The sequence below is a fragment of the Anthropogastromicrobium aceti genome (assembly GCF_020687335.1).
Classification (GTDB): Bacteria; Bacillota; Clostridia; order Lachnospirales; family Lachnospiraceae; genus Anthropogastromicrobium; species Anthropogastromicrobium aceti.
The window spans coordinates 1-25,688 of record NZ_JAJEQN010000004.1 but is presented as its reverse complement, the minus strand read 5'-3'; the positions used below and the strand labels follow the sequence as shown (position 1 = coordinate 25,688).

The 25,688-nt window shown below is 42.3% G+C and carries 21 protein-coding genes; 2 read left to right on the top strand and 19 right to left on the bottom strand.

The window, feature by feature from the left end:
• Positions 1–40 precede the first annotated feature (40 nt).
• Positions 41–961 (top strand): homoserine O-succinyltransferase, encoded by a 921-nt coding sequence (locus tag LKD48_RS02265; RefSeq protein ID WP_118612502.1) that lies wholly within the window; start codon positions 41–43, stop codon positions 959–961.
• Positions 962–1,005: 44 nt separating this feature from the next.
• Here LKD48_RS02265 and LKD48_RS02260 read toward each other — a convergent pair whose 3' ends face one another.
• From LKD48_RS02260 to gltB, 11 genes are all read right to left on the bottom strand, one after another.
• Entirely contained in the window at positions 1,006–2,394 is a 1,389-nt protein-coding gene (locus LKD48_RS02260; protein ID WP_308731047.1) for an MATE family efflux transporter, read from the bottom strand.
• Positions 2,395–2,434: 40 nt separating this feature from the next.
• Positions 2,435–3,514, bottom strand: a complete 1,080-nt coding sequence (locus LKD48_RS02255) for a pyridoxal phosphate-dependent aminotransferase (RefSeq protein ID WP_308731046.1) — start codon at positions 3,512–3,514, stop codon at positions 2,435–2,437.
• 25 nt (positions 3,515–3,539) lie between these two features.
• Positions 3,540–4,595: an adenosylcobinamide-phosphate synthase CbiB gene (gene cbiB, locus LKD48_RS02250; protein WP_334303534.1), complete on the bottom strand. Its 1,056-nt coding sequence runs from the start codon at positions 4,593–4,595 to the stop codon at positions 3,540–3,542.
• A gap of 2 nt (positions 4,596–4,597) precedes the next feature.
• The gene (locus tag LKD48_RS02245; protein WP_262536147.1) at positions 4,598–5,251 is read right to left on the bottom strand and encodes a histidine phosphatase family protein; all 654 of its coding nucleotides are present in this window, start codon (positions 5,249–5,251) and stop codon (positions 4,598–4,600) included.
• A complete protein-coding gene (locus LKD48_RS02240; protein WP_262536146.1) occupies positions 5,224–5,646 on the bottom strand; it encodes a bifunctional adenosylcobinamide kinase/adenosylcobinamide-phosphate guanylyltransferase in 423 nt (140 codons plus the stop codon). The genes LKD48_RS02245 and LKD48_RS02240 overlap by 28 nt, the downstream gene beginning before the upstream one ends.
• 14 nt (positions 5,647–5,660) lie before the next feature.
• Positions 5,661–6,431: an adenosylcobinamide-GDP ribazoletransferase gene (locus LKD48_RS02235; protein WP_262536145.1), complete on the bottom strand. Its 771-nt coding sequence runs from the start codon at positions 6,429–6,431 to the stop codon at positions 5,661–5,663.
• A 40-nt stretch (positions 6,432–6,471) separates the two neighbouring features.
• Entirely contained in the window at positions 6,472–7,014 is a 543-nt protein-coding gene (locus LKD48_RS02230) for a bifunctional adenosylcobinamide kinase/adenosylcobinamide-phosphate guanylyltransferase (RefSeq protein ID WP_262536144.1), read from the bottom strand.
• Between the two features lie 18 nt (positions 7,015–7,032).
• On the bottom strand, positions 7,033–8,100 hold the full coding sequence (locus LKD48_RS02225; protein ID WP_227100682.1) for a nicotinate-nucleotide--dimethylbenzimidazole phosphoribosyltransferase: 1,068 nt from the start codon (positions 8,098–8,100) through the stop codon (positions 7,033–7,035).
• A gap of 35 nt (positions 8,101–8,135) precedes the next feature.
• Positions 8,136–9,659: a cobyric acid synthase gene (locus tag LKD48_RS02220; protein ID WP_308731044.1), complete on the bottom strand. Its 1,524-nt coding sequence runs from the start codon at positions 9,657–9,659 to the stop codon at positions 8,136–8,138.
• 205 nt (positions 9,660–9,864) lie between these two features.
• A complete protein-coding gene (locus tag LKD48_RS02215; RefSeq protein ID WP_227100678.1) occupies positions 9,865–11,352 on the bottom strand; it encodes a glutamate synthase subunit beta in 1,488 nt (495 codons plus the stop codon).
• 14 nt (positions 11,353–11,366) lie between these two features.
• Positions 11,367–15,926 (bottom strand): glutamate synthase large subunit, encoded by a 4,560-nt coding sequence (gltB, locus tag LKD48_RS02210; RefSeq protein ID WP_308731043.1) that lies wholly within the window; start codon positions 15,924–15,926, stop codon positions 11,367–11,369.
• A 417-nt stretch (positions 15,927–16,343) separates the two neighbouring features.
• Here gltB and LKD48_RS02205 point away from each other — a divergent pair, with 417 nt between their 5' ends.
• Complete coding sequence (locus LKD48_RS02205) at positions 16,344–16,982, top strand: RpiB/LacA/LacB family sugar-phosphate isomerase (protein WP_066558342.1); 639 nt, start codon at positions 16,344–16,346, stop codon at positions 16,980–16,982.
• A gap of 159 nt (positions 16,983–17,141) precedes the next feature.
• Here the strand turns inward: LKD48_RS02205 and LKD48_RS02200 are convergent, their stop codons facing one another.
• The 8 genes from LKD48_RS02200 to LKD48_RS02165 form a co-directional block, all read right to left on the bottom strand.
• Complete coding sequence (locus LKD48_RS02200; protein WP_308731042.1) at positions 17,142–19,823, bottom strand: exo-rhamnogalacturonan lyase family protein; 2,682 nt, start codon at positions 19,821–19,823, stop codon at positions 17,142–17,144.
• Between the two features lie 54 nt (positions 19,824–19,877).
• Positions 19,878–20,141: a Txe/YoeB family addiction module toxin gene (locus LKD48_RS02195; RefSeq protein ID WP_118612513.1), complete on the bottom strand. Its 264-nt coding sequence runs from the start codon at positions 20,139–20,141 to the stop codon at positions 19,878–19,880.
• Positions 20,134–20,397, bottom strand: a complete 264-nt coding sequence (locus LKD48_RS02190; protein WP_118612514.1) for a type II toxin-antitoxin system Phd/YefM family antitoxin — start codon at positions 20,395–20,397, stop codon at positions 20,134–20,136. The genes LKD48_RS02195 and LKD48_RS02190 overlap by 8 nt, the downstream gene beginning before the upstream one ends.
• 197 nt (positions 20,398–20,594) lie before the next feature.
• Complete coding sequence (locus LKD48_RS02185) at positions 20,595–21,797, bottom strand: iron-containing alcohol dehydrogenase (RefSeq protein WP_308731041.1); 1,203 nt, start codon at positions 21,795–21,797, stop codon at positions 20,595–20,597.
• Positions 21,798–22,739, bottom strand: a complete 942-nt coding sequence (locus LKD48_RS02180; protein WP_308731040.1) for a LysR family transcriptional regulator — start codon at positions 22,737–22,739, stop codon at positions 21,798–21,800.
• Positions 22,736–23,554 carry a zinc dependent phospholipase C family protein gene (locus tag LKD48_RS02175; RefSeq protein ID WP_308731039.1) on the bottom strand — a complete coding sequence of 273 codons (819 nt, stop codon included), beginning with the start codon at positions 23,552–23,554 and terminating at the stop codon, positions 22,736–22,738. The genes LKD48_RS02180 and LKD48_RS02175 overlap by 4 nt, the downstream gene beginning before the upstream one ends.
• Before the next feature lie 29 nt (positions 23,555–23,583).
• Positions 23,584–24,207, bottom strand: coding sequence for a flavodoxin family protein (locus LKD48_RS02170; RefSeq protein WP_227100669.1), 624 nt, complete (start codon positions 24,205–24,207; stop codon positions 23,584–23,586).
• Between the two features lie 17 nt (positions 24,208–24,224).
• Positions 24,225–25,388 (bottom strand): glucuronyl esterase domain-containing protein, encoded by a 1,164-nt coding sequence (locus tag LKD48_RS02165; RefSeq protein WP_308731038.1) that lies wholly within the window; start codon positions 25,386–25,388, stop codon positions 24,225–24,227.
• Positions 25,389–25,688: the final 300 nt, after the last annotated feature.

The following is a 25,688-nucleotide window of genomic DNA, read 5'->3' as shown; positions in this document are numbered from 1 at the left end:
ACTATTTTGATGTTAATCATTTGAGAGGAGAAAATTTGTTATGCCTATTCGAATACCCGATTCGCTTCCAGCTCATGCCATACTGGAAGCTGAAAATATATTTGTTATGACGGAACACCGTGCGATGCATCAGGATATACGTCCGCTTAATGTTTTGATTTTGAATCTGATGCCAACAAAAATTATTACTGAAACACAGCTTCTGCGTAAGCTCTCCAATACACCACTTCAGATATGTGTTGACTTTTTACAGACAGCAAGCTACACTTCCACACACACAGACCCTGAACATTTAAAACAGTTTTACTACACCTTTGACCAGATCAAGGATCGCCGTTATGACGGCATGATTATCACTGGTGCACCGCTTGACTATGTGCCATATGAAGAAACTGCCTACTGGGATGAGGTCTGCAAAATCATGGAATGGACAAAGACACACGTTCACTGTACATTCCATCTGTGTTGGGGAGCTTATGCCGGACTCTACTATCACTACGGCATTAAAAAATTTGATCTTGACAAGAAACTGTTTGGCATCTTTCCACATCAGATTTTAAAGAAGACATCACCGTTATTTCGCGGTTTTAATGATGAATTTCTTGCACCTCATTCCCGCGCAACAGATGTGAATGTTTCTGATGTAGCAGCCGTACCAGAGCTTGAGATAATGGCTCTTACAAAAGAAGGCAGTCTTGCCATTGCTAAGACAAAAGACAGCAGACAGTTCTTTGTCACCTGTCATGCCGAATATGATGCCAATACTCTTGCACTTGAGTATAATCGTGATATGGAAAAAGGTCTTACAAGCGTTGACCTTCCAATCAACTATTTTCCAGATGATGATCCGACAAAGGCACCAGTTGTCACCTGGCGCTCTACAGGACAGCTCTTATATTCTAATTGGCTAAATTTCTATGTTTACCAAAGCACTCCTTACGATATCAAAGACATCAAATAAAAAAACACAGGTACAAGACATCTGCCTTGTGCCTGTGCTTTTTTTTATTTAATTACTTTGCTCTTTGCCGCCTTTTTTTCAAATGCGTGCGTCCAATCTGAGAAAATTAAAAACAGTAAAAATACAATGCTGCTGCAGCTCCAGGTCAGCGGGTAAGCCCAGCTGATCATTGTAAATTTTGGTATAAACTCCAGTGCTGTTGTCACATAGACGATTCTAAGTCCACACCAGAAGGCGAGCATTGCTGCCATAGGAATGATTGATTTTCCACAGCCTCGAAGAACACCTGCTGCACAATGTGAGAAAGCAAGCAGGCAGAAAAACAGCGTTGTCACATGCGCATGCATTTCTCCATATGAAACGGATTGTTCCTCATCTACAAAGAAACGAAGAAGCGGCTCAATTCCAATATAGAAGCCAATTCCAATCAGCTCTGCCACAGCGACGCCCGTGATAATTCCAAATACAGCACCCTTCTTTGCACGGTTATACTCCTTCGCGCCAAGATTTTGGCTGATAAATGTAGGAAGTGCCATAGACATACAGGTAATTGGGAGAAATGCAAATCCCTCAAGCTTACTATATGCACCAACACCGGCCATTGCAAATGATCCAAATGAATTGATATTTTTCTGAATAACGATATTTCCAATACTGATAACAGAATTTTGAATACCTGTCGGAAGACCCTGTGTTATTACCTCATTCATCATAGGACCATTATAGTGAAGCTTTTTAAAATCAAGACGTGCAACTCCCTCCATTTTACACATACGATAAATGCACATTACTGCACTTACACCCTGCGCAATGATTGTTGCCGCTGCTGCGCCGCCTACACCCCAGTGGAACACAGCAACAAATAATAAATCAAGCACTACATTGATTACAGATGAAATAAACAGATAATACAGCGGATGAAGGCTATCACCAAGCGCTCTCATGATTGACATACCAATATTATACATGATAATAGTTGATACGCCTGCGAAATATACACGTAGATACAATAGTGATGCCGGAAGCACATTCTCTGGTGTCTGCATCAGACGAAGCAAAACTGGAATCAAAATAAGTCCTACAATTGTAGAAAGGGCTGATGCGATAAGTCCAAATAAAAAGTTTGTATGAATGGCAACTTCCACGCTTTTTTCATCACGTGCACCAAAATATTTTGAAATAACAACGCCGCCTCCAATGGCAATTCCATTGAAAAATCCAATAATTAAAAAGGTTAGACTTCCTGCTGAGCTGACTGCTGCAAATGAATCGTTATCTGCAAAATTTCCTACAACCCATGCATCTGCCACATTGTAAAACTGCTGCAATAGCTGGCCTAAAAATAATGGAATAGCAAATGATAAAATTCCCTTTGCTATTGAACCTTCTGTCAGCAAACCTGCATTTTTCTTTCCTTTCGCCGTTATTCCCATTTTTTATTTCCTCCCTGTTTTCCCCGACAATAGCGGTGTTTTATTTTATATTCTCGTCTGACAGTACTTCTTCTAATGCATCTATTAAACGATCATTTTCCTCTTGTTTTTTTACTGCAATACGATAATACCCTGATTCAAGTCCTTTATAATTACTGCAGTCCCGAATCAGCATTTTTTTCTTTAGCAGCATTTCATATAGATTCTTCTCTGAATAAAAAAGCAAATAATCTGCCTCCCCCTGCCACACAGTAAGACCGAGCAAACGAAGCTTTTCTGTAAGGTATTCCCTCTGTTTTTCTACATATTCTGATGTTTTCTGTACAAACTCATCTTCCTGTAGTGCCGCTGCTCCCGCATACTGTGCTAAGAGCGATACATTCCACTCTGGGAGCTGTCTTTTCAAACATTCTACCATTTTTTCAGATGCCGCCAGATAGCCTAGGCGCACACCCGGTATCCCGTATATCTTTGTAAATGCACGCACAACAATCAAATACTGTGAATGAATCGCAGTTTTTATAAGGCTTTCATTTTGACGCTTCGTAAATTCAATAAAACATTCGTCAATCACCAATGTAATTCTATGTTCACAGCAAAGAAAAACAATCTGTGAGATAATATCAAATGAAATACATACTCCTGTTGGATTATTTGGATTTGCAAGAAAAATCAAATCTGGCGCTTCGTGCGCTTTTATCTGTCTGATCAATTCCTGCACAAAATGCTCTGTCAGTTCAAAATTATCTTCTTTTTTCAGATAATAATAGCACACCTGACAGTCCTCACATGCTGCTGAGTGCTCATAGCCTGAAAAGGACGGTGCAAGCACAAGTACAGTCTTTGGCTTTCTTGCATGGATAATCGCCACAAAAAGCTCTGATGCACCATTTCCAAATAGAATACATTCCTGCGGCACATCAAGCTTTTTCGCCATTGCTTCACTAAGCTTTGAAACTTTTTCATCTGGATATTGAGTGCATAAAAAAATAGCATCGCCAAGTGCCTTTTTAACACCATCTGGCATGCCAAATGGATTTATGTTTACTGAAAAATCAAGCTCTACCTGATTACGATATACATCTCCGCCGTGTACGCTTTTTTCTGTATGCTTGTCCATTTTTGCCCCCTTTGATACCAGATTGTTATCCTATGAAATTTAGCAATATCATCAATATTACGCAGATTACCTCTCCAAGAACTGCAGCCGCATACATCAGATAATTGCACCGGCAGATATCCTCTGGCAAAACTGCCCTTTTATCATCACCGATATATGGCTTTTTAATGACTTTACTGCCATAAATGGTGTCACCTGCCAGACGAATGCCAAGTGCACCTGCGCATGCAGCTTCTGTATGTCCGGCATTTGGACTCGCATGCTTTTTTGCATCTCTTCTCCAGATATACCATGCATCTTTAGTATTATATACTGCTTTTTCTTTGCTGAAAATCCTAGTCACACTAAGAAAAGCGCTTCCTGCAATTAAAAGAAGTGCACTGATTCTTGCCGGAACCCAATTGATGACATCATCTAATTTTGCTGCTGCACGGCCAAAATACAGATAACGGCTGCTTTTATAGCCTACCATTGAATCCATCGTATTGACTGCTTTGTAAATCATGCCAAGCACTGGGCCGCCAAGTGCCGTGTAAAGCATAGGCGCAATCACACCATCAGATGTACTCTCTGCCACTGTCTCTACTGCAGCACGCGCCACACCTGCCTCATCTAAGACATTTGTATCTCGTCCTACAATCATGGAAACAGCATATCGTGCACCTAAAAGATCATTTTTTTTCAATGCGGTGTATACCTTTGTGCTCTCTTTTTGCAGACATCTTGCCGCTAAAATCTGATATGTCATAATTGCTTCGACTACAAAGCCAGCAATTTGGTGAATTGCGTAAGCTCCCAAAAAGATGATTCCTGAGACAATAGCTGTCGCTGCCAACACACAGATTACAAGAAGTATTCCTTTTCTGCGCTCACTTCGTATTGTTGCATCATCTTTTACGCCTGCACCATTTGGGGCATCGGCCTTTTTTTCTTCACCCTTATGCTTTTCTCCCATAAGCTTTTTATCAAGAAAACTAATAAGATTCCCCATAAACCGCACAGGATGCGGCATCCAGTATGGATCACCAAACAAACAGTCCAGCAAAAAACCGCTGACAAATGCCAGCATATGTAATGTTATTGTCATTTGTCTTTTTCCTCTGCCTCTTCCATTGCAATTGGTGTCAGTTTTTCTAACTGCACATTGTTGTTTTTTATCGACAACTCAATTTCATAGCCCTGACCATTTTTTACCTGATAGTCATAATAATCACCGCCTGTAAGACTGCTCATTATAGCCATGATCGTGCCGCCGTGAACAATACAAACTGCACTTTTTTGTTTATAATCTTCCATACATTCTATACACCATTCAAGTCCTGCCATTGATCTTTTCACAAATTCATCACGGCTTTCTCCACCAGGAAATGCAGTCACACCCCCGCTATCTATCCAGCGCTGATAATCAGGATCTCCATTTAAATCCTGATAATTTTTTCCTTCAAAGCGTCCAAAGTCAATTTCCTTCCATTCTGGAAGTAAAATAGCTCTTGTATCCGGATACAAAATATCCTTTGTCTGAAGGCATCGAAGCATTGGACTTGAGAAAATAAGAAGATTATCTTTTTCTTTTGGATATCTTCCAGCTTCATTATAAAAAATAATCTGCTCTCCTCCTTCATTTGATAATGGCTCGTTTGTATTTCCAAGATAGGCGTGACGCTTGTTGGACTTCGTGGCCCCATGGCGGATAATATAAAGTGTGATTGTCATTTCAGCCGCTGTCCTAGTCCACATAATATACGTTCCACCCTTTCTGCCTGCTTTGCAAGCTCTATCATAAGCCGCCCTGTCTGCTCACGCCAGATGCGCTCTTGCTTTTTTATCGGCACAATACCGTTTCCAAGCTCATCACAAATTACAATTACATCAGGATTACTCTTAATCCAAGAAAGAATTGTCGTCTGTATTTTCTCTTCCTCCATACCTTCATCTAATAAATCCCTAACCCACAGATGAAGATGATTTAAAATTAATACATCACATTCTGTTTCTAAAAGCATTTTTTTATAATGTGAATCTGCGCAGTCAATCACCTTTACAAAAAGCTTCTCTGTCTTTTGATTTTCGTTGTATCTACGCTTCACATATTCAAGCTTTCCTTGTGCGAAACCGCCTATATATAGTTCCATGAAAATGTCCTTTCTTATAAGCAGGCAATTGCCGCCATAACCATCAGCGCACCCTCACACAGTGTTACAAAATATCCGGCGAGATCACCTGTGATGCCGCCAAATTCCTTTTTGCTCTTATAATAGTAATAGCCAAACACTGCCAAAGCACATATAAGCTGCATAATACCTGCCTTTGGATTCATCAAAATTTGCCATAATACGCAAAACGCTAACTCTGCATACAGGCTTCTCTTTACTATTTTCTCCTGTGCCGCATCTGCAAACATATACAGCGTTCCTTCTTTTTTTGCACACGGAAACGAGACAACTGCAATTGCACTTAAAATACGTGACAAAAAATATGAACCGCAAAATGATGCCATAACTGAGTAATTTTTAATCTCAGAATATGCACCTGCTGCTATCAGCACATAAAGAACAGTCATAATCACGGCAAATGCACCAATATGAGAATCCTTTAAGATTTCCAGCTTTTTCTCGCGGCTTCCATAAGAATGAAGCGCATCCATCGTATCCATATAGCCATCCATATGAATACCGCCTGTCACCAAAAGAATGATTGCCAGGCCAACAAATGCAAAACACATTTTTCCAATGCCAAATTGCTGGCAAAAAAGCCACCAGCACCATGATAACAGTCCTATTACAATTCCAACAAGAGGAAAGAAACACATTGAATAGCGCATATCTTCTTCCTTCCACTCAAACTGCACCATAGGAATTTTGGAATACATAGAAAAAGCAATTGCAATTGATTTTCCAATTTTTTTAAATAGATTCATTTTGTAATCCTCTGTCAATTATTCTATTTTTATGATCATCTTACTTTTTCCATATGACAGGGCAGCCCGCCACAACTTCTGTGACCTCATCTGCCCACGCAGCAAGTTCAATATTTATGCGCGCCAGTGCACGTATATAAGCCATTGTAGATTCATCATATGTGATTCCATCGTCAAACACATTGTTTGTCACGATGACAAGCTCACGCACTGACTGTGACAGCACTTTTAATCCAGACACAACACGCCTTACAACTTCGTCCTCGCTTCGCTGTCCATTTTCATCGAACATTTCATTAGCAGTAAGATTAGACACACATTCAACAAGTGCTACATATGACATCTTATCACTGTCTTTAAATTTTTTCAATGCCTGTTCAATCTGCACCGTCTGCTCTGATGTAATAAACCCTTTTCCTGCACGCAGCCTTCTATGGCGCTCTACCCTTTTTTTGCCTTCTTCTCCATATACCTGCATCGTGGCAATATAATAGCGGCTTCTGATATTTTCAAACTCAGACAGCAATGACTCTGCATAGGCTGATTTTCCGCTGCCGCTTCCGCCTGTTACAAGATAAATCATTTTATTTGCCTTTCCTTTTTAACTAAGACGTTCATATGGTGCCATCTCCAGACGTGAAAAATCTGTACGACCATTATATACTGACATTGCAAGATCAAGAAGCGAAAATACCATGACTGCACCTGTTCCTTCGCCAAGCGCCAGATCTCCATGGATGACTGGCTTGATCCCTATTTCTTTTAAAATTGCCTTTGCCGCCGGTTCTTTTCCCAGATGAGATGCTATCATAAAATGCTCTGTACCAGGAATAATACGCTTTGCAAGAAGTGCTGCTGCACCGCTTATTAGACCGTCCAAAACAATAGGCACATGATACATTGCACCTCCTATAAAAACTCCTGTCAAACCTGCAATATCAAAGCCGCCAACAGTCTGAAGCACAGTAAATGCATCTGCCTTATATAGATCGTATCTGTCAATTGCCTCTTGAATGACCTGTTTTTTTCTGCTTAGCCCCTTGTCGTTTAATCCAGCTCCTCTTCCTGCCGTCTCACTGGCTAACCTATGAAGAAGTGCCGCTGTCACTGCACTGCTTGTTGTCGTATTTCCTATACCCATCTCTCCTGTTGCGAGTATCTGATAGCCATTTTCCTTACACTGCTTTACAAGGCGCACGCCTGTATCAATCGCATCTAATGTCTCTTTTTCTGTCATGGCAGGCTCTTTTGCAAAGTTTCGCGTACCACAGGCAATTTTTTCATCTAACACACCATCTATTTTACATGAAGCTGCTATTCCAATATCTACTGGAATAACATCTGTATGTGATGCTGATGCCATACGGCAAACGCTCGATTCACGCCTTCCCATTGACTGTGCAACGGCAAGCGTAACTTCCTGCCCTGACTGACTGATGCCTTCCCTAACAATGCCATTATCAGCGCACATCACAATAACTGCCCTCTTAGAAATACATACATTGGTGCTATCCTCTATAGCACCAATCTGTGATATAACATGCTCGAACCAGCCTAGCCCGTCAAGCGGCTTTGCCACTCCATCCCAGTTTGCTTTTACCGCATCATACATTGATTGATCCGGCGGTGTAATTTTATATTTTTCTCTTAAAAACTTAATTGCTTCCATATATAGATGACTTTAATCCTTTCTTTCAGCGCAAGTTAAATTTTTGCTTCCCGTAAAATTCTGTATACAAAATCCATGTCCATATGCTGGCGAATGGTGTCTGCCAATAAATCATATTGTGACTCCTGAAACTTTTTATAATCAAAGCCACTCTGCAGTGCCTCTAATGTCACATTCTTTTTGTCTGCAAGCATCTTTACAAGCTTCCATGCAAGATCGCCTTCATCAAACAGACCATGAACATAGCTGCCGCACACCATACCATTCTCGCTGCATACCACAGTTGGAAGATCACTAGATGGCTGCTTTGGGGACTGACCTACTTTTTTCTCTTTTGAGCTTGAAGCATTGACGGCTGTTGACTTTCCCATATGAATCTCATAGCCCTCATATGGACTGCCATTTAAGCAAGACCAGACTCCACTCAAATGATCAATTGTTCCTGTCACCTGTAATCTCGTCTTTTCTTTTGTGAGAGTCGTCTGAATCGGAAGAAGTCCCATTCCCGGCGCATCCATTCCCTGCTCGATGCCAAATGGATCAGCAATCGACTCGCCCAGCATCTGAAATCCTCCGCATATACCAATCACCGGTGTCGTTTTTGAAAGCTTTTTAACTGCTGCCTCTATTCCGCTTTGACGCATCCACAAAAGATCACCGACTGTATTTTTGCTTCCTGGAAGGAAAATGCAGTCTGGTGTTTCTAGCTCTCTTACATTATGTACGTAGCGCACGCTTACTCCCGAAAGTTGCTCAAACACATCAAAATCGGTATAATTTGACATTCGCGGAAGACGAATTACTGCAAGATCAATCAGTCCCTTTTGGCTTTGCTCTAGCTTTTCACTTAGGCTGTCTTCCTCTTCGATTGCCACCTTCATATATGGAATGACGCCTGCTACCGGCACATGACCACGCTCTTCAAGCATCACAATTCCTGGAGCTAAAATTGTCTTATCTCCTCTGAATTTATTTATAATAAGACCCTTTACTAGCTCTTTTTCATCTGGCTCAAGAAGCATAAGAGTACCAAGAAGCTGAGCAAACACTCCGCCTCTGTCGATATCACCAGCTAAAAGCACAGGTGCACCTACAAGCTTTGCTAAACCCATGTTGACTATATCATCTGCCTTTAAATTAATCTCAGCCGGACTTCCTGCACCCTCGATTACGATGATATCTGCCTGTTCCTCTAGCTTCTTAAAAGCATGAATAATATCAGGAATCAGTTGCTTTTTGTAGGCAAAATATTTTCGTGCCGGCATATTGGAGACTGGCTTTCCATTTACAATCACCTGTGACCCCATGTCACTTACTGGCTTTAATAAAATTGGATTCATATAAACGGATGGCTCTATCCCTGCTGCTCTTGCCTGAACTACCTGAGCACGTCCCATCTCAAAGCCATCCTTTGTAATAAAGGAGTTTAATGCCATGTTTTGTGACTTAAACGGTGCCACCCGATAGCCATCCTGCTTAAAAATACGGCAAAGTCCTGCCGCAAGCAGACTTTTTCCCGCATTTGACATCGTGCCTTGAATCATAATTACTTTTGACATGCATTATTCCTCCGTTTTTTTTTGCTGTTTTCTACTTAAATGAATAATTTACACTCAATATCATTTATTGTATCGCATATGAAAAACAATTACAAGTGGAAGGCAAAAAATAATACAATAAGGGCAGACCTTAATTAGGTCTACCCTTAATACAAGAGCTATATAGTTGTCATTATTACGTAAATGGTGATGAGACACATGCACTTTACTCGAGATTCGTATATCCCATCAAGCTTTCGTCGACTGCCCTCGCTGCTTCTCTGCCCTCGCGGATCGCCCATACAACAAGCGATTGTCCACGGTGCATATCACCTGCTGTAAATACGCCCGGCTCAGAGGTTTCATATGAATCTGGTGCTGTCTTTACATTTGTTCTTGGTGTCAGCTCTACTCCAAATGCATCTGATACATAGCTCTGGCAGCCAAGGAAGCCCGCTGCGATCAGTACTAGCTCGGCTTCGAGTGCAAATTCACTACCCTCTACAGGCACCATCATCATGCGTCCTGTTGCTTCATCCTTTTTTGATTCGAGTTTCACGCAGATCAGTCCGCAAAGCTTTCCGTCTGCATCTTTTACAAACTCCTTTACGGTTGTCTTGTAAATACGAGGATCTGAACCAAATACGGCAATTGCTTCTTCCTGACCATAATCTGTCTTGCAGACCCTTGGCCACTCTGGCCACGGATTATTTGCGGCACGTGTGAGCGGCGGCTGCGGCATCATCTCTAACTGTGTAACAGATGCACAGCCCTGACGAATTGCAGTTCCTACGCAGTCATTTCCAGTATCACCGCCGCCGATGACAACGACATGCTTATCCTTTGCAGAGATATAATTTCCATCTGCAAGATTAGAATCAAGCAAACTCTTTGTCGTGCGTGACAGATAATCAACTGCAAAATAAATACCCTCTGCATCTCTTCCCTCTGCCTGAATATCTCTTGGATTTGATGCACCACACGCTAAAATCACGCTGTCGTATTGTGATTTAAGATCCTCTGCACTTATATCCTTTCCTACATTCACACCAGTCAGAAAATGAATGCCTTCTGCCTTCATAAGCTCCACGCGGCGCTTTACAAAACGCTTTTCCAGCTTCATATTTGGGATTCCGTACATCAAAAGACCGCCTGGACGATCTGAACGCTCATACACAGTAACTTCATGGCCTCTCTTATTTAACCAGTAGGCAGCTGACAGACCAGATGGACCAGAGCCTACAACTGCAACGCGCTTTCCTGTGCGTGTCTTTGGCGGATTTGGCGCCAGATATCCGCTTTCATATGCATTCTCAATGATGGACAGCTCGTTCGCCTTTGTTGTAACTGGCTTTCCATTTAAGTTGCATGTGCATGCTGCCTCGCATAGTGCCGGACAAACTCTTCCCGTAAACTCCGGGAAGCAATTTGTCTTTGTCAGGCGATTAAATGCCTGTACCATATTTCCAGTATATAAAAGATCATTCCACTCTGGAATTAGATTGTTAAGCGGGCAGCCGCTTGCCATACCAGAAATCATTTTTCCATACTGACAAAACGGCACACCGCAGTCCATACATCTGGCTGCCTGCTGTTTTCTCTCAGTCTCAGACAGCTCCTCGTGAAATTCATTATAGTTTTGGATTCTTGCCTTTGGTGAAGAAGCCGGGGCATCTTCTCTGGCATATTCCATAAATCCTGTTGGCTTTCCCATTGTCTTCTCCTCCTTTATTTTCTTCCGGCATTTGCATAGAATGCCTCGATCTGTGCCTGCTCGCTGCTTAAGCCCTTCTCCTCCATCTGAACGATGGCGTTAAGCATACGCTTATAATCATTCGGGATAATCTTCTTAAACTTCGGCAGATACTCGGAGAAGTGTTCCAGGATATACTTTCCTTTTGCAGAGCCTGTTGTCTTTGCATGCTCTGTGATCATCTCCTTTAATTCCTGTACATCGTATTTATTTGTAAGCTCCTCAATACTGATCAGTGACTTATTCAGTCTTGTGTAGAGATCATTGTGCTCATCAAGCACATAAGCAATACCGCCGCTCATACCAGCTGCAAAGTTCTTTCCCGTCGGTCCAAGGATAGCAACGCGGCCGCCTGTCATATATTCACAGCCATGATCACCCACACCTTCAACAACTGCAATTGCACCAGAGTTTCTTACAGCAAAACGCTCACCTGCCACACCTTCGATAAATGCCTTTCCGCTTGTCGCACCATAAAGCGCAACGTTTCCAATAATGATGTTTTCATCTGGCTTGAAGGCTGCCTTCTTTGGTGGGAATACGACAAGCTTTCCACCTGAAAGTCCTTTGCCAAAGTAGTCATTGCTGTCTCCTTCAAGTGTCATTGTCAGACCCTTAGGTATAAATGCACCAAAGCTTTGTCCGCCGCTTCCCTGTGCATGAACAGTAATTGTATCCTCTGGCAGTCCGTCTGGATGAAGTCTTGTTATCTCAGCACCAAGCTGAGTACCAAATGCACGATTTACATTGCCCACATGAATATCAAGTGTCTTTGCATGGCTGCTCTTTACAGACGGCATAAGCTTTTTAATAAGTACACTCTTATCAAGTGTTTTTTCCAGCTCAAAATCATATACATTCTTATGATAATAGCCTGCTACTGATGCATCACTGTACGGATTATCAAGGATGCGGTGCAGATCAACCTCATTTGCTCTCTTATTTGCAAAATCCTTTCTCTGGTATAAAAGATCAGTACGGCCAATAAGCTCATCAACAGTGCGCACACCAAGTTTTGCCATATATTCACGCATTTCCTGAGCAACGAAACGCATAAAGTTGATTACATACTCTGGCTTTCCACGGAAGTTCTTTCTTAGCTCTGGATTTTGTGTAGCCACACCAACAGGACATGTATCAAGGTTACAGACACGCATCATAACACAGCCCATTGTAACAAGCGGTGCTGTTGCAAAGCCATACTCTTCTGCACCGAGAAGAGCAGCAACTACTACATCATGACCATTCATAAGTTTTCCATCTGTCTCTAAGATAACACGGTCTCGAAGGCCATTCATTATTAAAGACTGATGTGTTTCTGCTACACCAAGCTCCCAAGGAAGACCGGCATCATGGATTGAGTTTCTCGGTGCGGCTCCTGTTCCGCCGTCATAGCCTGATACAAGAATAACCTGTGCACCTGCCTTTGCCACACCTGCTGCAACAGTTCCAACACCTGCCTCAGATACAAGTTTTACTGAAATTCGTGCCTGATCATTTGCATTCTTTAAATCATAGATCAGCTGTGCCAAATCCTCGATTGAATAAATATCATGATGCGGCGGCGGAGAAATAAGTGCAACTCCAGGTGTTGAATGTCTTGTCTTTGCAATCCACGGATACACCTTTCCTGCCGGCAGATGACCACCCTCGCCAGGCTTTGCGCCCTGTGCCATTTTAATCTGAATTTCCTTTGCGCTCGTCAGATAGCGGCTTGTAACGCCAAAACGGCCTGAAGCAACCTGCTTGATTGCTGATGAACGATTTAGTCCGTCCTTGCCGATTGTAAGACGCTCTAACGCCTCACCGCCTTCACCGCTGTTGCTCTTTCCATGAAGAGTATTCATTGCGATTGCAAGTGTCTCATGTGCCTCCTGAGAGATAGAACCATAGGACATAGCACCTGTCTTGAAACGTCTTACGATGCTGTCAACACCCTCAACCTCCTCAATCGGAATGCCTCCGTCCTCAGGGAATTTAAATTCCATAAGACTTCTAAGACTCATCGGATTTCCATCATCGCGAAGACTCTCTGAATATTTTTTAAACAGTTCATAATTTCCTGTTCTTGTTGCTTCCTGCAGCATATGAATAGTAAGCGGATTATACAGATGCTCCTCCTTACCGCTTCTTTCCTTATGAGCACCAACGCTGTCAAGTGTCAGATCTACGCCAAGTCCAAGCGGATCAAATGCTGTTGCATGCCAGCTCTCAATATCATCCTCAATATCCTTTAAGCTGATGCCCTCGATACGAGAAACTGTTCCTGGGAAATATTTGTCTACCAGATCCTTATCAAGACCAATTGCCTCAAAAATCTTGGAGCTGATATATGACTGAATAGTGGAAATACCCATCTTTGCTGCAATCTTTACAATACCATTTAAAACAGCCTTGTTGTAATCGTCTATTGCTGCATAAGGATCCTTGTCAAGCATATGGCTGGAAACAAGATACTTGATTCCCTCATGTGCCAGATACGGATTGACTGCACTTGCACCAAATCCAAGAAGTGTTGCAAAATGATGAACTTCTCTTGGCTCTCCTGTCTCTAAGATAACAGACATAGAGGTACGCTGCTTTGTAACAACAAGATGATGGTTAAGCGCAGAGACTGCTAAAAGAGACGGAATTGCAATTCTATTCTCATCTACGCCACGGTCGGAAAGAATAATAATGTTCGCCCCGTTGTGGTGAGCGCGGTCAACATCAATGAATAGACGATCAATTGCCTTATTTAAGGAAGTACTGCGATAATAAGTAATCGGAACTGTCGCTACCTTGAAGCCTTCGATGTTCATGTTGCGAATCTTAAGCAAATCAGTGTCTGTTAAGATCGGATCATTGATACGAAGAATCTTGCAGTTTTCAGGTGTATCCTTTAAGATGTTTCCTGCGCATCCAATATACAGATTAGTTGAAGTGACGATCTCCTCACGGATGGAGTCAATCGGCGGGTTTGTAACCTGTGCGAAACGCTGCTTAAAGTATGAAAACAGCGGCTGATGCTGCTTTGAAAGCACAGCTAATGGAGTATCATGACCCATTGCAGCTGTCGGCTCTGTTCCTGTCTTTGCCATCGGCAAAACGATGCTTCGAAGCTGCTCAAATGTATAGCCAAAGTTCTTCATTAAGCGAAGCATCTCTTCTCTTGTAAACTCTGGTACGCGCACATTCGGAATCTTTAAATCGCGCAGTTGAACCATATTGGAATCAAGCCATTCACCATATGGCTGGCGTGCTGCATAATAACCCTTAAGCTCTTCATCATCAATCACGCGTCCCTTCACTGTGTCTACTAACAGCATACGGCCTGGGCGAAGACGCTCTTTCTTTACGATGATTGACGGATCAATGTCAAGTGTACCCATCTCAGATGTTAAGATCATACGGTCATCAGATGTAATGATGTAGCGGCTCGGACGAAGACCATTTCTGTCTAATACAGCGCCAAGCTGATCACCATCGGAGAATACGATGGCAGCCGGTCCATCCCATGGCTCCATCATAGTTGCATAATATTGATAGAAATCCTTCTTCTTCTGTGACATGGACTTATCATTGATCCATGGCTCTGGAATCAGAATCATGACAGCAAGCGCCATTGGCATGCCGCTCATAATTAAAAATTCCAATACATTATCCATCATTGCGGAATCTGAGCCTGAATCATCGACAACAGGAAGAACTTTTGAAATTTCGTTTTTAAGTTCTTCTGACTCCATTTTTTCCTCACGGGCTAACATCTTATCCACATTGCCGCGGATAGTATTGATCTCACCGTTATGTACCATATAGCGGTTCGGATGAGCACGCTGCCAGCTTGGGTTTGTGTTTGTAGAGAAACGGGAGTGAACCAGCGCGATTGCAGAAACATAAGCTTCATCCTGTAAATCGTTGTAGAAATTGCGAAGCTGTCCAACAAGGAACATTCCTTTGTAAACGATAGTTCTGCTTGAAAGCGAAACAACATAGGTATTATCATTTGACTGCTCGAAGATACGGCGGATGACATAGAGCTTGCGGTCAAATGCAAGACCCTTTGCCACACGTGACGGACGCTTTAAGAAGCACTGCATGATGCATGGCATGCAGTCGAGTGCCTTTGAGCCTAAGATACCCGGTGTGACCGGAACCATTCTCCAGCCAAGTACCGTTACTCCTTCCTTCTTTGCAATAATCTCGAACATCTTCATCGACATGCGGCGGTCAGTCTCGTTCTGAGGCAAGAAAAACATTCCAATACCATAATCTCTCTCATCACCGATGTCGTATCCAAGTTCTTTACAGACACCTGAGAAAAACGGATGAGAAATCTGAAGTAAAATGCCTACACCATCTCCTGTTTTTCCCTCTGCGTCCTTACCAGCACGATGCTCAAGATTTTCAACAATCTTTAATGCATCCTCTACTGTCTGATGCGTTTTTGTTCCTTTAATATTGACAATTGCACCAATACCACAGTTGTCATGTTCAAAACTGGGATCATACAGACCTTCTGTAGTTCCCCAAGGTGTTTTGCTAGTCTGTTCCATGTTGGTCCTCCTGTTTTTTTCAAAGAAAGCCAGAGAGGTGTTCTGCGTCTTTGCAGTCCGTGCCCTCTCTGGCTTTTTCTTTCTTTGTTTGTGCCTACTATACAGCATCTTATTCATTTTGTAAAGAAAGACTTTTTGATAAATTTTCAGATAATTTTACTTTATTTTGTATGCCGTTATATTTTCGTTAATTTTTTAAACTATTTCTCATGATTTCAGTTTTTTATTTTGTTTATATTTTTAAATATTTTTTCTTATTTTTGTTGTTTTTTCTTTTCAACAAGGTTTTTTAACCATTTCTCTGTTTCAAGTTGACAAAATCACTTTTCTCACCTATTATCTTATTAGATAGTTTTAACAAAATTGTGCCGTGACGAACTATCCTTGGCAAAACGGCATAGGAAAGGTTACAAAAAAATGAAAATTGCATTAATCAATGAAAACAGCCAGGCTGCAAAGAATAGCATGATTGAGTCTGTTTTAAAGGAAGTTGTTACACCAATGGGTCACGAGGTTGTAAATTACGGCATGTATGCTGCTGATGATGAGGCTCAGCTGACTTATGTACAGGTTGGTCTTCTGACCGCTATTCTTTTAAACAGCGGTGCTGCTGATTTTGTTATCACAGGATGTGGTACAGGTGAGGGCGCTATGCTTGCATGCAACTCCTTCCCAGGCGTTCTTTGTGGACATGTTGTTGATCCGTCTGACGCTTACATGTTCTCCCAGATCAATGCTGGAAATGCTGCTGCATTCCCATTTGCAAAGGGCTTTGGCTGGGGCGCTGAGCTTAATTTACAGTACTGCTTCGAGAAACTGTTCTGCACTGAGCCAGGCGGCGGATATCCACCGGAAAGAGTTGTTCCGGAGCAGCGCAATAAGAAGATCCTTGACGGTGTAAAGAAGATCACTCATACTGATATGATGACCATCTTAAAGAATATTGATCAGGATTTCTTAAAGGCAACTGTAAGCGGTGCAAAGTTCAAGGAGTTATTCTTTGACAGCTGCAAGTGCCCAGAAATCAAGGCTTACATCGAGAAGGTTCTGGCTTAAGATTCTACCCGGTAGGGTACGGTGGCAACCCGATAATTTATTAAATGAGCATGAAAAAGACCGACAGCGATGTCGGTCTTTTCTATATCTATATTTAATTCTTTATTGCATTTACGTTGAAAGCGCTAATATTCGTATGTTTGATTGAAATGTAATCTGTCATGCCCGATGAAATTCATTTCCCGGCATTTCTTCTATGAGCTTACGAACACCGTCCATCGTATCTGGAAGCGCATCGCGAAGCAGTTCAAGTGTAGTGATTGTATTTAAGCCCCACTGCGCTGCGAAGTTTGTCTTGATCCACAAAATTTCCATATGTGCTTTCTTTTGGTCGTCAGTTGCGTAGCAAACTGGTGTGAAGCCAGCTTCGTCACCTATTTTAATCAATGCATTCAACAAATTTTTCCAAACCGTTTTGGCAAGTGACTTATCTTTTGTGAAAAACGCAGCATAGGCACCGATATCGGAAGCAAACCAAGGGAATGCAAATGGACGTTTCTCAATTAAGCCATGCGTCTTCTCTTTTTTCTGCTCTGGTGTCAGATAATAAAATCCTCCGTAGATAGAAAGGAGCTTTCTCAGTGTCTCATCGCCAAGCATATCTGCTAGCTCCCACCAGACTTCCGGGCCACCCATGCAAATCTGCAAGTGCATGTTTGGACTCTTCTCGTCCTCGCCCTCGTAAATCAGATGGCCATTTTCCTCGTAGCGATAAGACGGACCTGATGCCAGTCCAAACGGCATCTTACTCACGTCCTTAATGCCCTGACGAATCTTTTCCAGATAATAAGGCTCTAATGTGCGCTCATACTGCGTCATCCAGTTTGATAAAAATGAAGTCCAGTCTGGACCGCTTCTTATGACTACATAAGGACCTGTCTCATCCTTTTGCTGGAAATAGGTAATATTTTTCAGCGAAAGATCTGCGTCCTTTGCATCGGCCATTGCATCGCCAATACGCGCATCTCCTGTCAAATAATAGTAAACGCGGTGATGACCTGCCATGGAAACGCGCGGTTCCTTGCAGGAGCAGCCCCAGTGACGCACATTATGACGTGATCCGATACCTGCCATCGGTCCAAAGTGGTAAAAATCCACTTCTGAACAGTGACGGCTCATTGCCTCTGCTACTGTAAATACATCTTCTCTTCCTGTGCGAAGAAAATAAAGCCACAGCCAATAGGTCGGAACAAGCTCCGTGTTCTGCCATGCAAAACCGCCCATATCATAGCGCCAGCAATGACGAATCGGATCATACGTATGCATAACATCACCGTAATCAAACAGACCATACCATTTTCTTGCCTCGATCTCATTTTTGTAAAAATCAAATAGCTGATCAAGCTGATTCTCTAAGAAGGCTTCTGGCTCTGTTTTTCTTTCTGGCAGACTCCAGTAGCCAAATGCTCGCTTTTCATGGTAAGCTATTGGTGACTCCACATAGACTGGCGGCTTATTTACGCGATTCGCAAATGTATTTAATTCATCTTCCGCAGTTAAAGATGAACAAACAGAAAGCGTGCACTCGCTTGTCACGGCAATTCCTTCTGGGCTTGCGCCAAACCAAGGAAATCCTTCGTATGATGTCATCTGGTAGCTTCTCGTATCATAATGACGAAAATCAAAGCTTTTGGCCTCTGGCGAATAAAACCATGCCGTGCAGGATGCGTTATCATCAGCAAGATTTGTCACCTCAAGACCAGACGGATATTTCTGCCAGAAATCACGGATACCAAGAAGGATGCCTCCATCTTCACCACATACCTCCATTGCTCCATGCGCACGTCTTCCTTCTGCGGCACTAAGCACACAACACTGCGGCTTTGTCTGCTTACCGATTCTGTAATGATCAGCACTGTCCTGATAAAGAAAATATCGGTTCCATACTGGAAGATCGGCTGCTGCCTTTTCGACATCACTGTCTGCCGGGTAGCCCCACGTTTTTCCATCAAGCTGTTTTTTTAAGACAGATGGCTGCAAACGAGGATAAGAACTGTTTAATAAAATCGCTGCCTCTTTAAATGGCAATTCGCCTGCAAAGCGAATATGATGCTCATATGGACGACCCTCTAGCACGGTATCAAAGCGGATGCCAAGTCCTTTTAAGAAATCCGTTTGCTCGTCTCCATCAAAGAAAAAGGTATGAACAAAGCGAATATCGCTACTATCTTTATTGATGTACATGCGAATACAGAATTTCATTTTATTTTGATTTTGATGCTGATAGCTACCCTCTGCCTTTATCGTTAACGCAAGTGGACCATCTTCTTCTATTGTTACAGCTGTGATTGCTGCTTTATAGGCTCTCGTCACCTTTGTCTGACCGTCAAGATCAAAATTTGTACTATTTTCATTGCCTTGTTCTTCAAGATAAAGAACTGGCGATGCCTTTTTTACACGCAGCTTTCCATTTAAGAAAATATCCTCTGCCAAAGTATCTGCCTTGTTTTTCCCTGTTGGGACTTTCAAAGAAAGGACGCCATTGTCTATGTACAGCCAGTTATCGTCTCTTCGGATAATCATGGAAACTAGCTCAGCTGTTTCTTCACTAACTTCTCCTAATTTGATTTGTGCTGTCAGTGCAGCCTCTTGCCCCATCTTCGATGCATCTGCCGTATGGGCTACCCACTTGATACTTCCATCTGGCCACCATGCCGTGATACGAGACTGCACTGGAATGGATTCTTTATTTTCATTTTGTAATACAAAAGAATCCATCCCATCATTCTTAAAATTTGGAATGACCAATATACCTTTTTCCCAATAGCTTCCAAATGTCACATAACCAGATGCAACCCTGTTTTCCAGGCAATGCAATTTAATTGTTTGCTTCGACTCCATAATGTTACCCTTCCTCTCTGAATAGGTAGTGTTAAAACATTCTAATTAAATTTTTTACTTATCACTGTAATGATATCGACAAGCCAATATAAAAACATTATTTTCATCAATTTTATAGATAAGCCTATCCTTATCGTTAATGCGCCTGCTCCAATACCCAGCAAGATTTCCACTCAGCGCTTCCGGCTTTCCGATTCCTTCATTTCCATTTCGGCAAATATCTTCTATCAGCTTATTAATCTTCTTTAACGTTTTTCGATCTTCCGTCTCCCAAAATGTATAATCCGCCCAACCATTTTCTGTAAAAACTTTATTCATCCTCCACCTCAATAAGCTCATGTGTAGCACAATGTCCATTTTCCAACTGTGCCTTAGACTCAATTAACCAGTCATAATTTGCCTTGTTTCCCATTACGTACACATTTTCCATGAGATTGTTGTAGGTTTCTTCTGACAGGATGACAACATTTTTATTATTCTTTCTCGTAACAATCATGGTTTCATAATCATCTGTGACCTGATCCATGTAGCGTTTCATGTTATCTCTCAAATTTGTATAATTAACTGCTAACATATGATTCATCTCCTTCCAACTTATTGCGTACAGTTTTCTGTACTTATTCTTGTATTATATTATATAATGTAAAAAGCGATTCGTCAATTCTTTTTCTGCAATCCGCAAGACAATATCATAGCCTGAATTAGCTGCACAAAAAACGGGCAGACCGTTTTGATCTGCCCTATCATTCGTCTATTCTTTTTTTGAAATTCTTATCTTGAGTACAGCGGAATACTCTTATCATTTGACATGCGGTAAATTTCTGCTGCCTCTGGTGCTCCAATCTTCTTCATCACACCTACTGTGCGCTTTCCATAAAAGCTGCATTTGTCGGCCATTTCTTTGATCTGCTCCTCGGTCGCATCAATGCCAAGTTCACAAAGATTAGTTGGCATACCGACGCTTCGATAGTAATCTTCCATTGCCTCGATGCCTGCTACTGCTGCCTTTTCATCATCAGTTTCCTGAATATTAAAAATATTTCTGGCAAATTTTGCAAAACGCTCTGGACGTGCCTTGTAGACATAACGTGCCCAGCTTCCCCACACTGCTGCAAGTCCTGCACCATGTGCCACATCAAACATACCGCCAATCTCATGCTCTAGCTGGTGGCAAGCCCAGTCGCCTCCATCTGTTCCACATCCAGTCAGGTCATTGTGTGAAAGGCTGGATGCCCACATCACCTCTGCACGTGATTCGTAGCAGTCTGGATGCTCCTTTAAAATCTTGGAGTGCTTCATTACAGTCTTTATTAGTGCCTCACTGATGCCATCGGTCAGCTCCATGTTTTCACTCATATTAAAATAGCGTTCCATCGTGTGCATCATAATATCGGTGCATCCACACTGTGTCTGATAATCTGGCAGTGTGTATGTCAGCTCAGGATTCATCACAGCAAAACGGCAACGGCAAAGATCAGTATTACATCCACGTTTTAATCCGCCGTCCTCATTTGTGATAACTGAGGAATTGCTCATCTCACTTCCTGCTGCTGCAATGGTAAGCACCGCACCAATCGGAAGACATGCAGTCGGCACACGTTTTTTTGCATAGAAATCCCACACATCACCTTCATTTGCAACACCATATCCGATTGCCTTTGCAGAGTCAATAACGCTTCCGCCGCCAACTGCCAGAACAAAATCAATCTTCTTTTCCCTGCACAGTGCAATGCCCTCTCTTACCTTTGATAGACGTGGATTTGGAACAACTCCTCCAAGTGTCTCATAAGCAATGCCCTCTTCTTTTAATGACTGGCACACACGATCAATCAAACCAGAAGCAATCGCGCTCTTTCCTCCAAAATGAACAAGTACACTTGATGCGCCCTGCTCCTTTACGAGACGTCCCGTCTCTTTTTCTGTATCTTTTCCAAATACAACCTTTGTCGGTGCATAATAATTAAAGTTATTCATTTATTTCCTGCCTTTCTTTGAGCCACCAGGGACGGATATTTGGCCACCGTACCTGTCCCCGATGGCCTCTATGTAAGCCTGCGCCAGCTTTCCAAGCACAGCTTTCTTATGGTGAATATAGCCAATCTGCATCAAACCTTGTTCCTTTAATGGAACTGCTATAATGTTTTCTCCATTTAAGTTTTCATCAATTACACCACTGCAAACCGTGTAGCCATTTAGTCCAATCAAAAGATTAAATAAGGTTGCACGGTCACGCACGCGAATATTTTTTTTGCGTAATACACGGCTGTAGCGCTCTTCCGCATAATAAAATGAATTATGTTCTCCCTGCTCAAATGACAGATATGGATATGGCGCAAGATCATCCCAGTCTACTGTCTTTTTTGTGGCAAGCGGATGTACACTGCTTATAAATACATGCGGTTTTGCTTCAAAAAGTGGTGTAAATACAAGCTCCTTTTCGCGAAGTGCTCTTGTGATAACATTTTTATTTTCATCATCAAGATATAAAATGCCAAGCTCACTTTTCATAAGCGCAACATCTTCAATGATCTCGTATGTCTGCGTCTCGCGAAGATTAAAGTCATACTCTTCGCCCGCATACTTTTGAATCAGCTCTACAAACGCATTAACTGCAAATGAATAATGCTGTGTTGAAACGCAAAAATTTCGCCCCCACTGGCGCTCATTCGTGTACTTTTCTTTGAGCAGCTCTGTCTGCTCCAATATCTGCCTTGCATATCCAAGAAAGACCTCGCCCTCCTTAGATACTACCACGCCTCTGTTGGAACGGATAAAAATCGTCAGATTCATCTCCTTTTCCAACTCCCGAATTGCAGTTGTCAGACTCGGCTGTGTGATGTAAAGCCGCTCAGCAGCCTCTGTGATTGTTCCCGCAGAAGCGACGGTAACGGCATATTGTAACTGTTGTAATGTCATGCTTCTTCCTTCCCGGAAAAGGTTTGATCAAAAATTTTACCAAGACGCATTTCTCCTCGATATGCCTTTTCTAACTCCTCTGACATTTTTATGGCATCCTGCACACTTTTCTTCATAAGAAGTTCTAGCTTTTCATTGCTGTAACGGCATCTGGGATTGTCTCTCTCATTGGCAAAAAAACCATGAATCTCACCATATACACGCGCAATACGCATTCCGGCAAAAATGACATGACGTTTTGCCTTGCTTGTCGTGAAGAACAAACGTGAAAACCACAAAAAGCCTTTGATTGACTGATGAATTTGAACTGGCTGCAGGCCATAAAACAGTGCAATAGGCTTTGCCCAGCGAAAATTTGTGGATAAGGCCTGTCTAAAATCCCAATTAAACGGATCTAATCCATCCTTTTTCATTAAATATTTTTCAAATTCCTTTTCGATTTCATGATGAGAAATACGTCTTGTCTTTTCGAAATGGTTGATATAGGTATGACATGATGCATCTAGTGCAAAATGACACACAACGCCAAGCGCATATGCCCATAATGCTTTTTGCATTTTGTCTCCCTCTGCTGCCGAGCGATGCATCTGGGTCAGCGCATGTTCAAAAAACACGCGCCCCGTCTCATGATGAATAACAACGCCGATCTGCGTGATCGGGTGACGAATAATTGGATGATAAAAGAACAAAATATCTGGTCCATGCAGACCAATCTCATACAGATCCTGATAATCCTCCAACAGTCTTTGATATTTTGCTGGAATCTTATTTTTCACCATTTGTCCAAATTTATAATGTGCATAAAATGCCGGCATCGAAATCTCCCTTTCTGAAATACAATAATTTACCTGATAAAATTAGTAGAAACTTCCTTTTTTGTATCTGGAAGCGCAATGTTTTGTGCCTTTCCAGCCTCAAAACATTTTAGCATCCATGCCATGCATTTTGCTGCATTGCGCATGGTCTGCAAGCCCTCTAAATCCTGACGAACCTCTTCTGGACAATTTCCATGAACCATGTTCCAATAGGTAGAACCTACTGTTGGCATCTGGTTAATTCCAAAATATTTATTAATGGCATCTAATGACGCAGTTGTACCAGCTCTTCTTGCAGAGGCAACTGCCATGCCTGGCTTAAAACGAAATGCAGCACCGCCACTGTAAAAGGCACGGTCTAAAAATGACATAATGCGGCCGCTTGGATGCGCATAATAAACTGGTGTGCCAAATACAAAGCCATCTGCTTCTTTTGCCTTTTCTACAAATTCATTTACGCAGTCATCACGAAATACACAGCCATTTCCCTTGCTACAGCCGCCGCAGCCAATACAGTCACGAAGCGGTTCTGCACCAATCTGGAAAATTTCAGTATCAATGCCCTCTTCCTGCAAAGTCTTTGCAATTTCTTCAAGTGCCGTGTAAGTACATCCCTTTAAATTGGAACTTCCATTTAATAATAAAACCTTCATATTTTCTAAATCTCCTATCAGTCATTTGTCTTCGGACATCTCCATGAATATCCTGCCTTATTCTCATTTTCTCTCATTGACTTATAGCCAGTCGTCTTTTCCTTGCCGCAAAGCTGTACCTTTGTAAAATCAAGCACAACACTCCAGTCCTGCTTGGTGTAAGCATGACCGCCCTCACGGTAATGAATTGCGCTATGTTCCTTGACACCAAGAAATTCGAATACTTCAGATGCTGCAAGCCACGAAACCTGTGTGCCAAATGGATTGATCCAGTCATCATCAAGACCTTCTACAAGAATCAGCCGTCTCGGCGCAACACACGCACCGAGGATATTCGCATCAAATGGAATTTCATTTTCGCGAAAACGCGTCTTTCCATCTGGTGTACCATAGTCTGCCACATTTTCCATCAGCCAGTATGGGAAACGCTCTTTATTTAACATAACACCAATACGCTCTGAAAGACCAATATTTTCTCCAAGACGACAGCCGCTTAAACGCATACTTGCCATACCGCCGCAGCCAGAGCCTGCCGGTGCTACAACTGCTGCACGCTCATCATAAATACCGCAGCAAAGTGCTGCCTTTCCCATACGCGAGTGACCAGTCACAACTGTTTTTGTCACATCTGTATCTTTCTGCGTTTCGAGCCAATCAATAACACGGCTTTGCAGCCATGCCCACATTGCAAGTGCACGCCATGTGTAACCTGGGTACGCCTTTGCACAGCCACCTTCCCAGATTTTTTCTTTGTCATCCGGTGCTGCCTCAGCAATTTCAAAGCTGCAAATTTCAAAGCCCTGTTCAGCTGCCATGCTTATAATCTCCCCTGGCAGTGTGTCTGCTGCTGGAATTACAACAGGAATTAATTTTTCCTCACAAGGCATCACTGGACGATACACGTGTACATTAAAGAAAACAGGTGCTTCCTCACCCTGCGCGCAAAGACGAACTACTTTATGACAGACAGTATTTTGACATATTGTTTCATTTGACAACTCACTTGCTGCTAATGTCTGTGGACGTCCCGGCATTTTGCCATAGTACATTTCACTTAACAGTTCAATATACGCCTTTCGCTTTTCTTCCCACTCCGCCTTGGTACTCATAATGCTTCCGTCTGCCTTATAAAAAGGATTAGGGAGCTCCCAGGTCGGCTCAAAATAGATTTTCTCACTCATGGAAATCACCTCCAAAAATTGATTTTAATCTATTTTAGCCCTTCCTGATGCTCCCGTCAATTAATTATCTTATCTACTTTTTACAAAAGTCGGGCGGGAAAGCCCACGGTTTTAACCGTGGGATGAAAGCCAAGAAACTTTTTGCAATTATCGGACAATGATGTCGAATTTTGTCGAAATGTTGTACAGGCAACTGCTCGTTTTGTGCTTGTGTCCTTGTGTGTTGTATGATATACTGTTTATATCAACAAAGAACATATATTCATATTCGCAGTTAAAGGAGGGCACATATGCATACGG

Excerpts from the sequence above, each read along its gene's own strand:
- LKD48_RS02215 (WP_227100678.1), bottom strand. The coding sequence starts at position 11,352 with ATGGGAAAGCCAACAGGATTTATGGAATATGCCAGAGAAGATGCCCCG.
- LKD48_RS02235 (WP_262536145.1), bottom strand. The coding sequence starts at position 6,431 with ATGAATCTATTTAAAAAAATTGGAAAATCAATTGCAATTGCTTTTTCT.
- LKD48_RS02240 (WP_262536146.1), bottom strand. The coding sequence starts at position 5,646 with ATGGAACTATATATAGGCGGTTTCGCACAAGGAAAGCTTGAATATGTG.
- LKD48_RS02225 (WP_227100682.1), bottom strand. The coding sequence starts at position 8,100 with ATGGAAGCAATTAAGTTTTTAAGAGAAAAATATAAAATTACACCGCCG.
- LKD48_RS02200 (WP_308731042.1), bottom strand. The coding sequence starts at position 19,823 with ATGGAGTCGAAGCAAACAATTAAATTGCATTGCCTGGAAAACAGGGTT.
- LKD48_RS02230 (WP_262536144.1), bottom strand. The coding sequence starts at position 7,014 with ATGATTTATCTTGTAACAGGCGGAAGCGGCAGCGGAAAATCAGCCTAT.
- LKD48_RS02260 (WP_308731047.1), bottom strand. The coding sequence starts at position 2,394 with ATGGGAATAACGGCGAAAGGAAAGAAAAATGCAGGTTTGCTGACAGAA.
- LKD48_RS02190 (WP_118612514.1), bottom strand. The coding sequence starts at position 20,397 with ATGTTAGCAGTTAATTATACAAATTTGAGAGATAACATGAAACGCTAC.
- gltB (WP_308731043.1), bottom strand. The coding sequence starts at position 15,926 with ATGGAACAGACTAGCAAAACACCTTGGGGAACTACAGAAGGTCTGTAT.
- LKD48_RS02170 (WP_227100669.1), bottom strand. The coding sequence starts at position 24,207 with ATGAAGGTTTTATTATTAAATGGAAGTTCCAATTTAAAGGGATGTACT.
- LKD48_RS02265 (WP_118612502.1), top strand. The coding sequence starts at position 41 with ATGCCTATTCGAATACCCGATTCGCTTCCAGCTCATGCCATACTGGAA.
- LKD48_RS02205 (WP_066558342.1), top strand. The coding sequence starts at position 16,344 with ATGAAAATTGCATTAATCAATGAAAACAGCCAGGCTGCAAAGAATAGC.
- LKD48_RS02180 (WP_308731040.1), bottom strand. The coding sequence starts at position 22,739 with ATGACATTACAACAGTTACAATATGCCGTTACCGTCGCTTCTGCGGGA.
- LKD48_RS02220 (WP_308731044.1), bottom strand. The coding sequence starts at position 9,659 with ATGTCAAAAGTAATTATGATTCAAGGCACGATGTCAAATGCGGGAAAA.
- LKD48_RS02175 (WP_308731039.1), bottom strand. The coding sequence starts at position 23,554 with ATGCCGGCATTTTATGCACATTATAAATTTGGACAAATGGTGAAAAAT.
- LKD48_RS02255 (WP_308731046.1), bottom strand. The coding sequence starts at position 3,514 with ATGGACAAGCATACAGAAAAAAGCGTACACGGCGGAGATGTATATCGT.
- LKD48_RS02245 (WP_262536147.1), bottom strand. The coding sequence starts at position 5,251 with ATGTGGACTAGGACAGCGGCTGAAATGACAATCACACTTTATATTATC.
- LKD48_RS02195 (WP_118612513.1), bottom strand. The coding sequence starts at position 20,141 with ATGAATAAAGTTTTTACAGAAAATGGTTGGGCGGATTATACATTTTGG.
- LKD48_RS02165 (WP_308731038.1), bottom strand. The coding sequence starts at position 25,388 with ATGAGTGAGAAAATCTATTTTGAGCCGACCTGGGAGCTCCCTAATCCT.
- LKD48_RS02185 (WP_308731041.1), bottom strand. The coding sequence starts at position 21,797 with ATGAATAACTTTAATTATTATGCACCGACAAAGGTTGTATTTGGAAAA.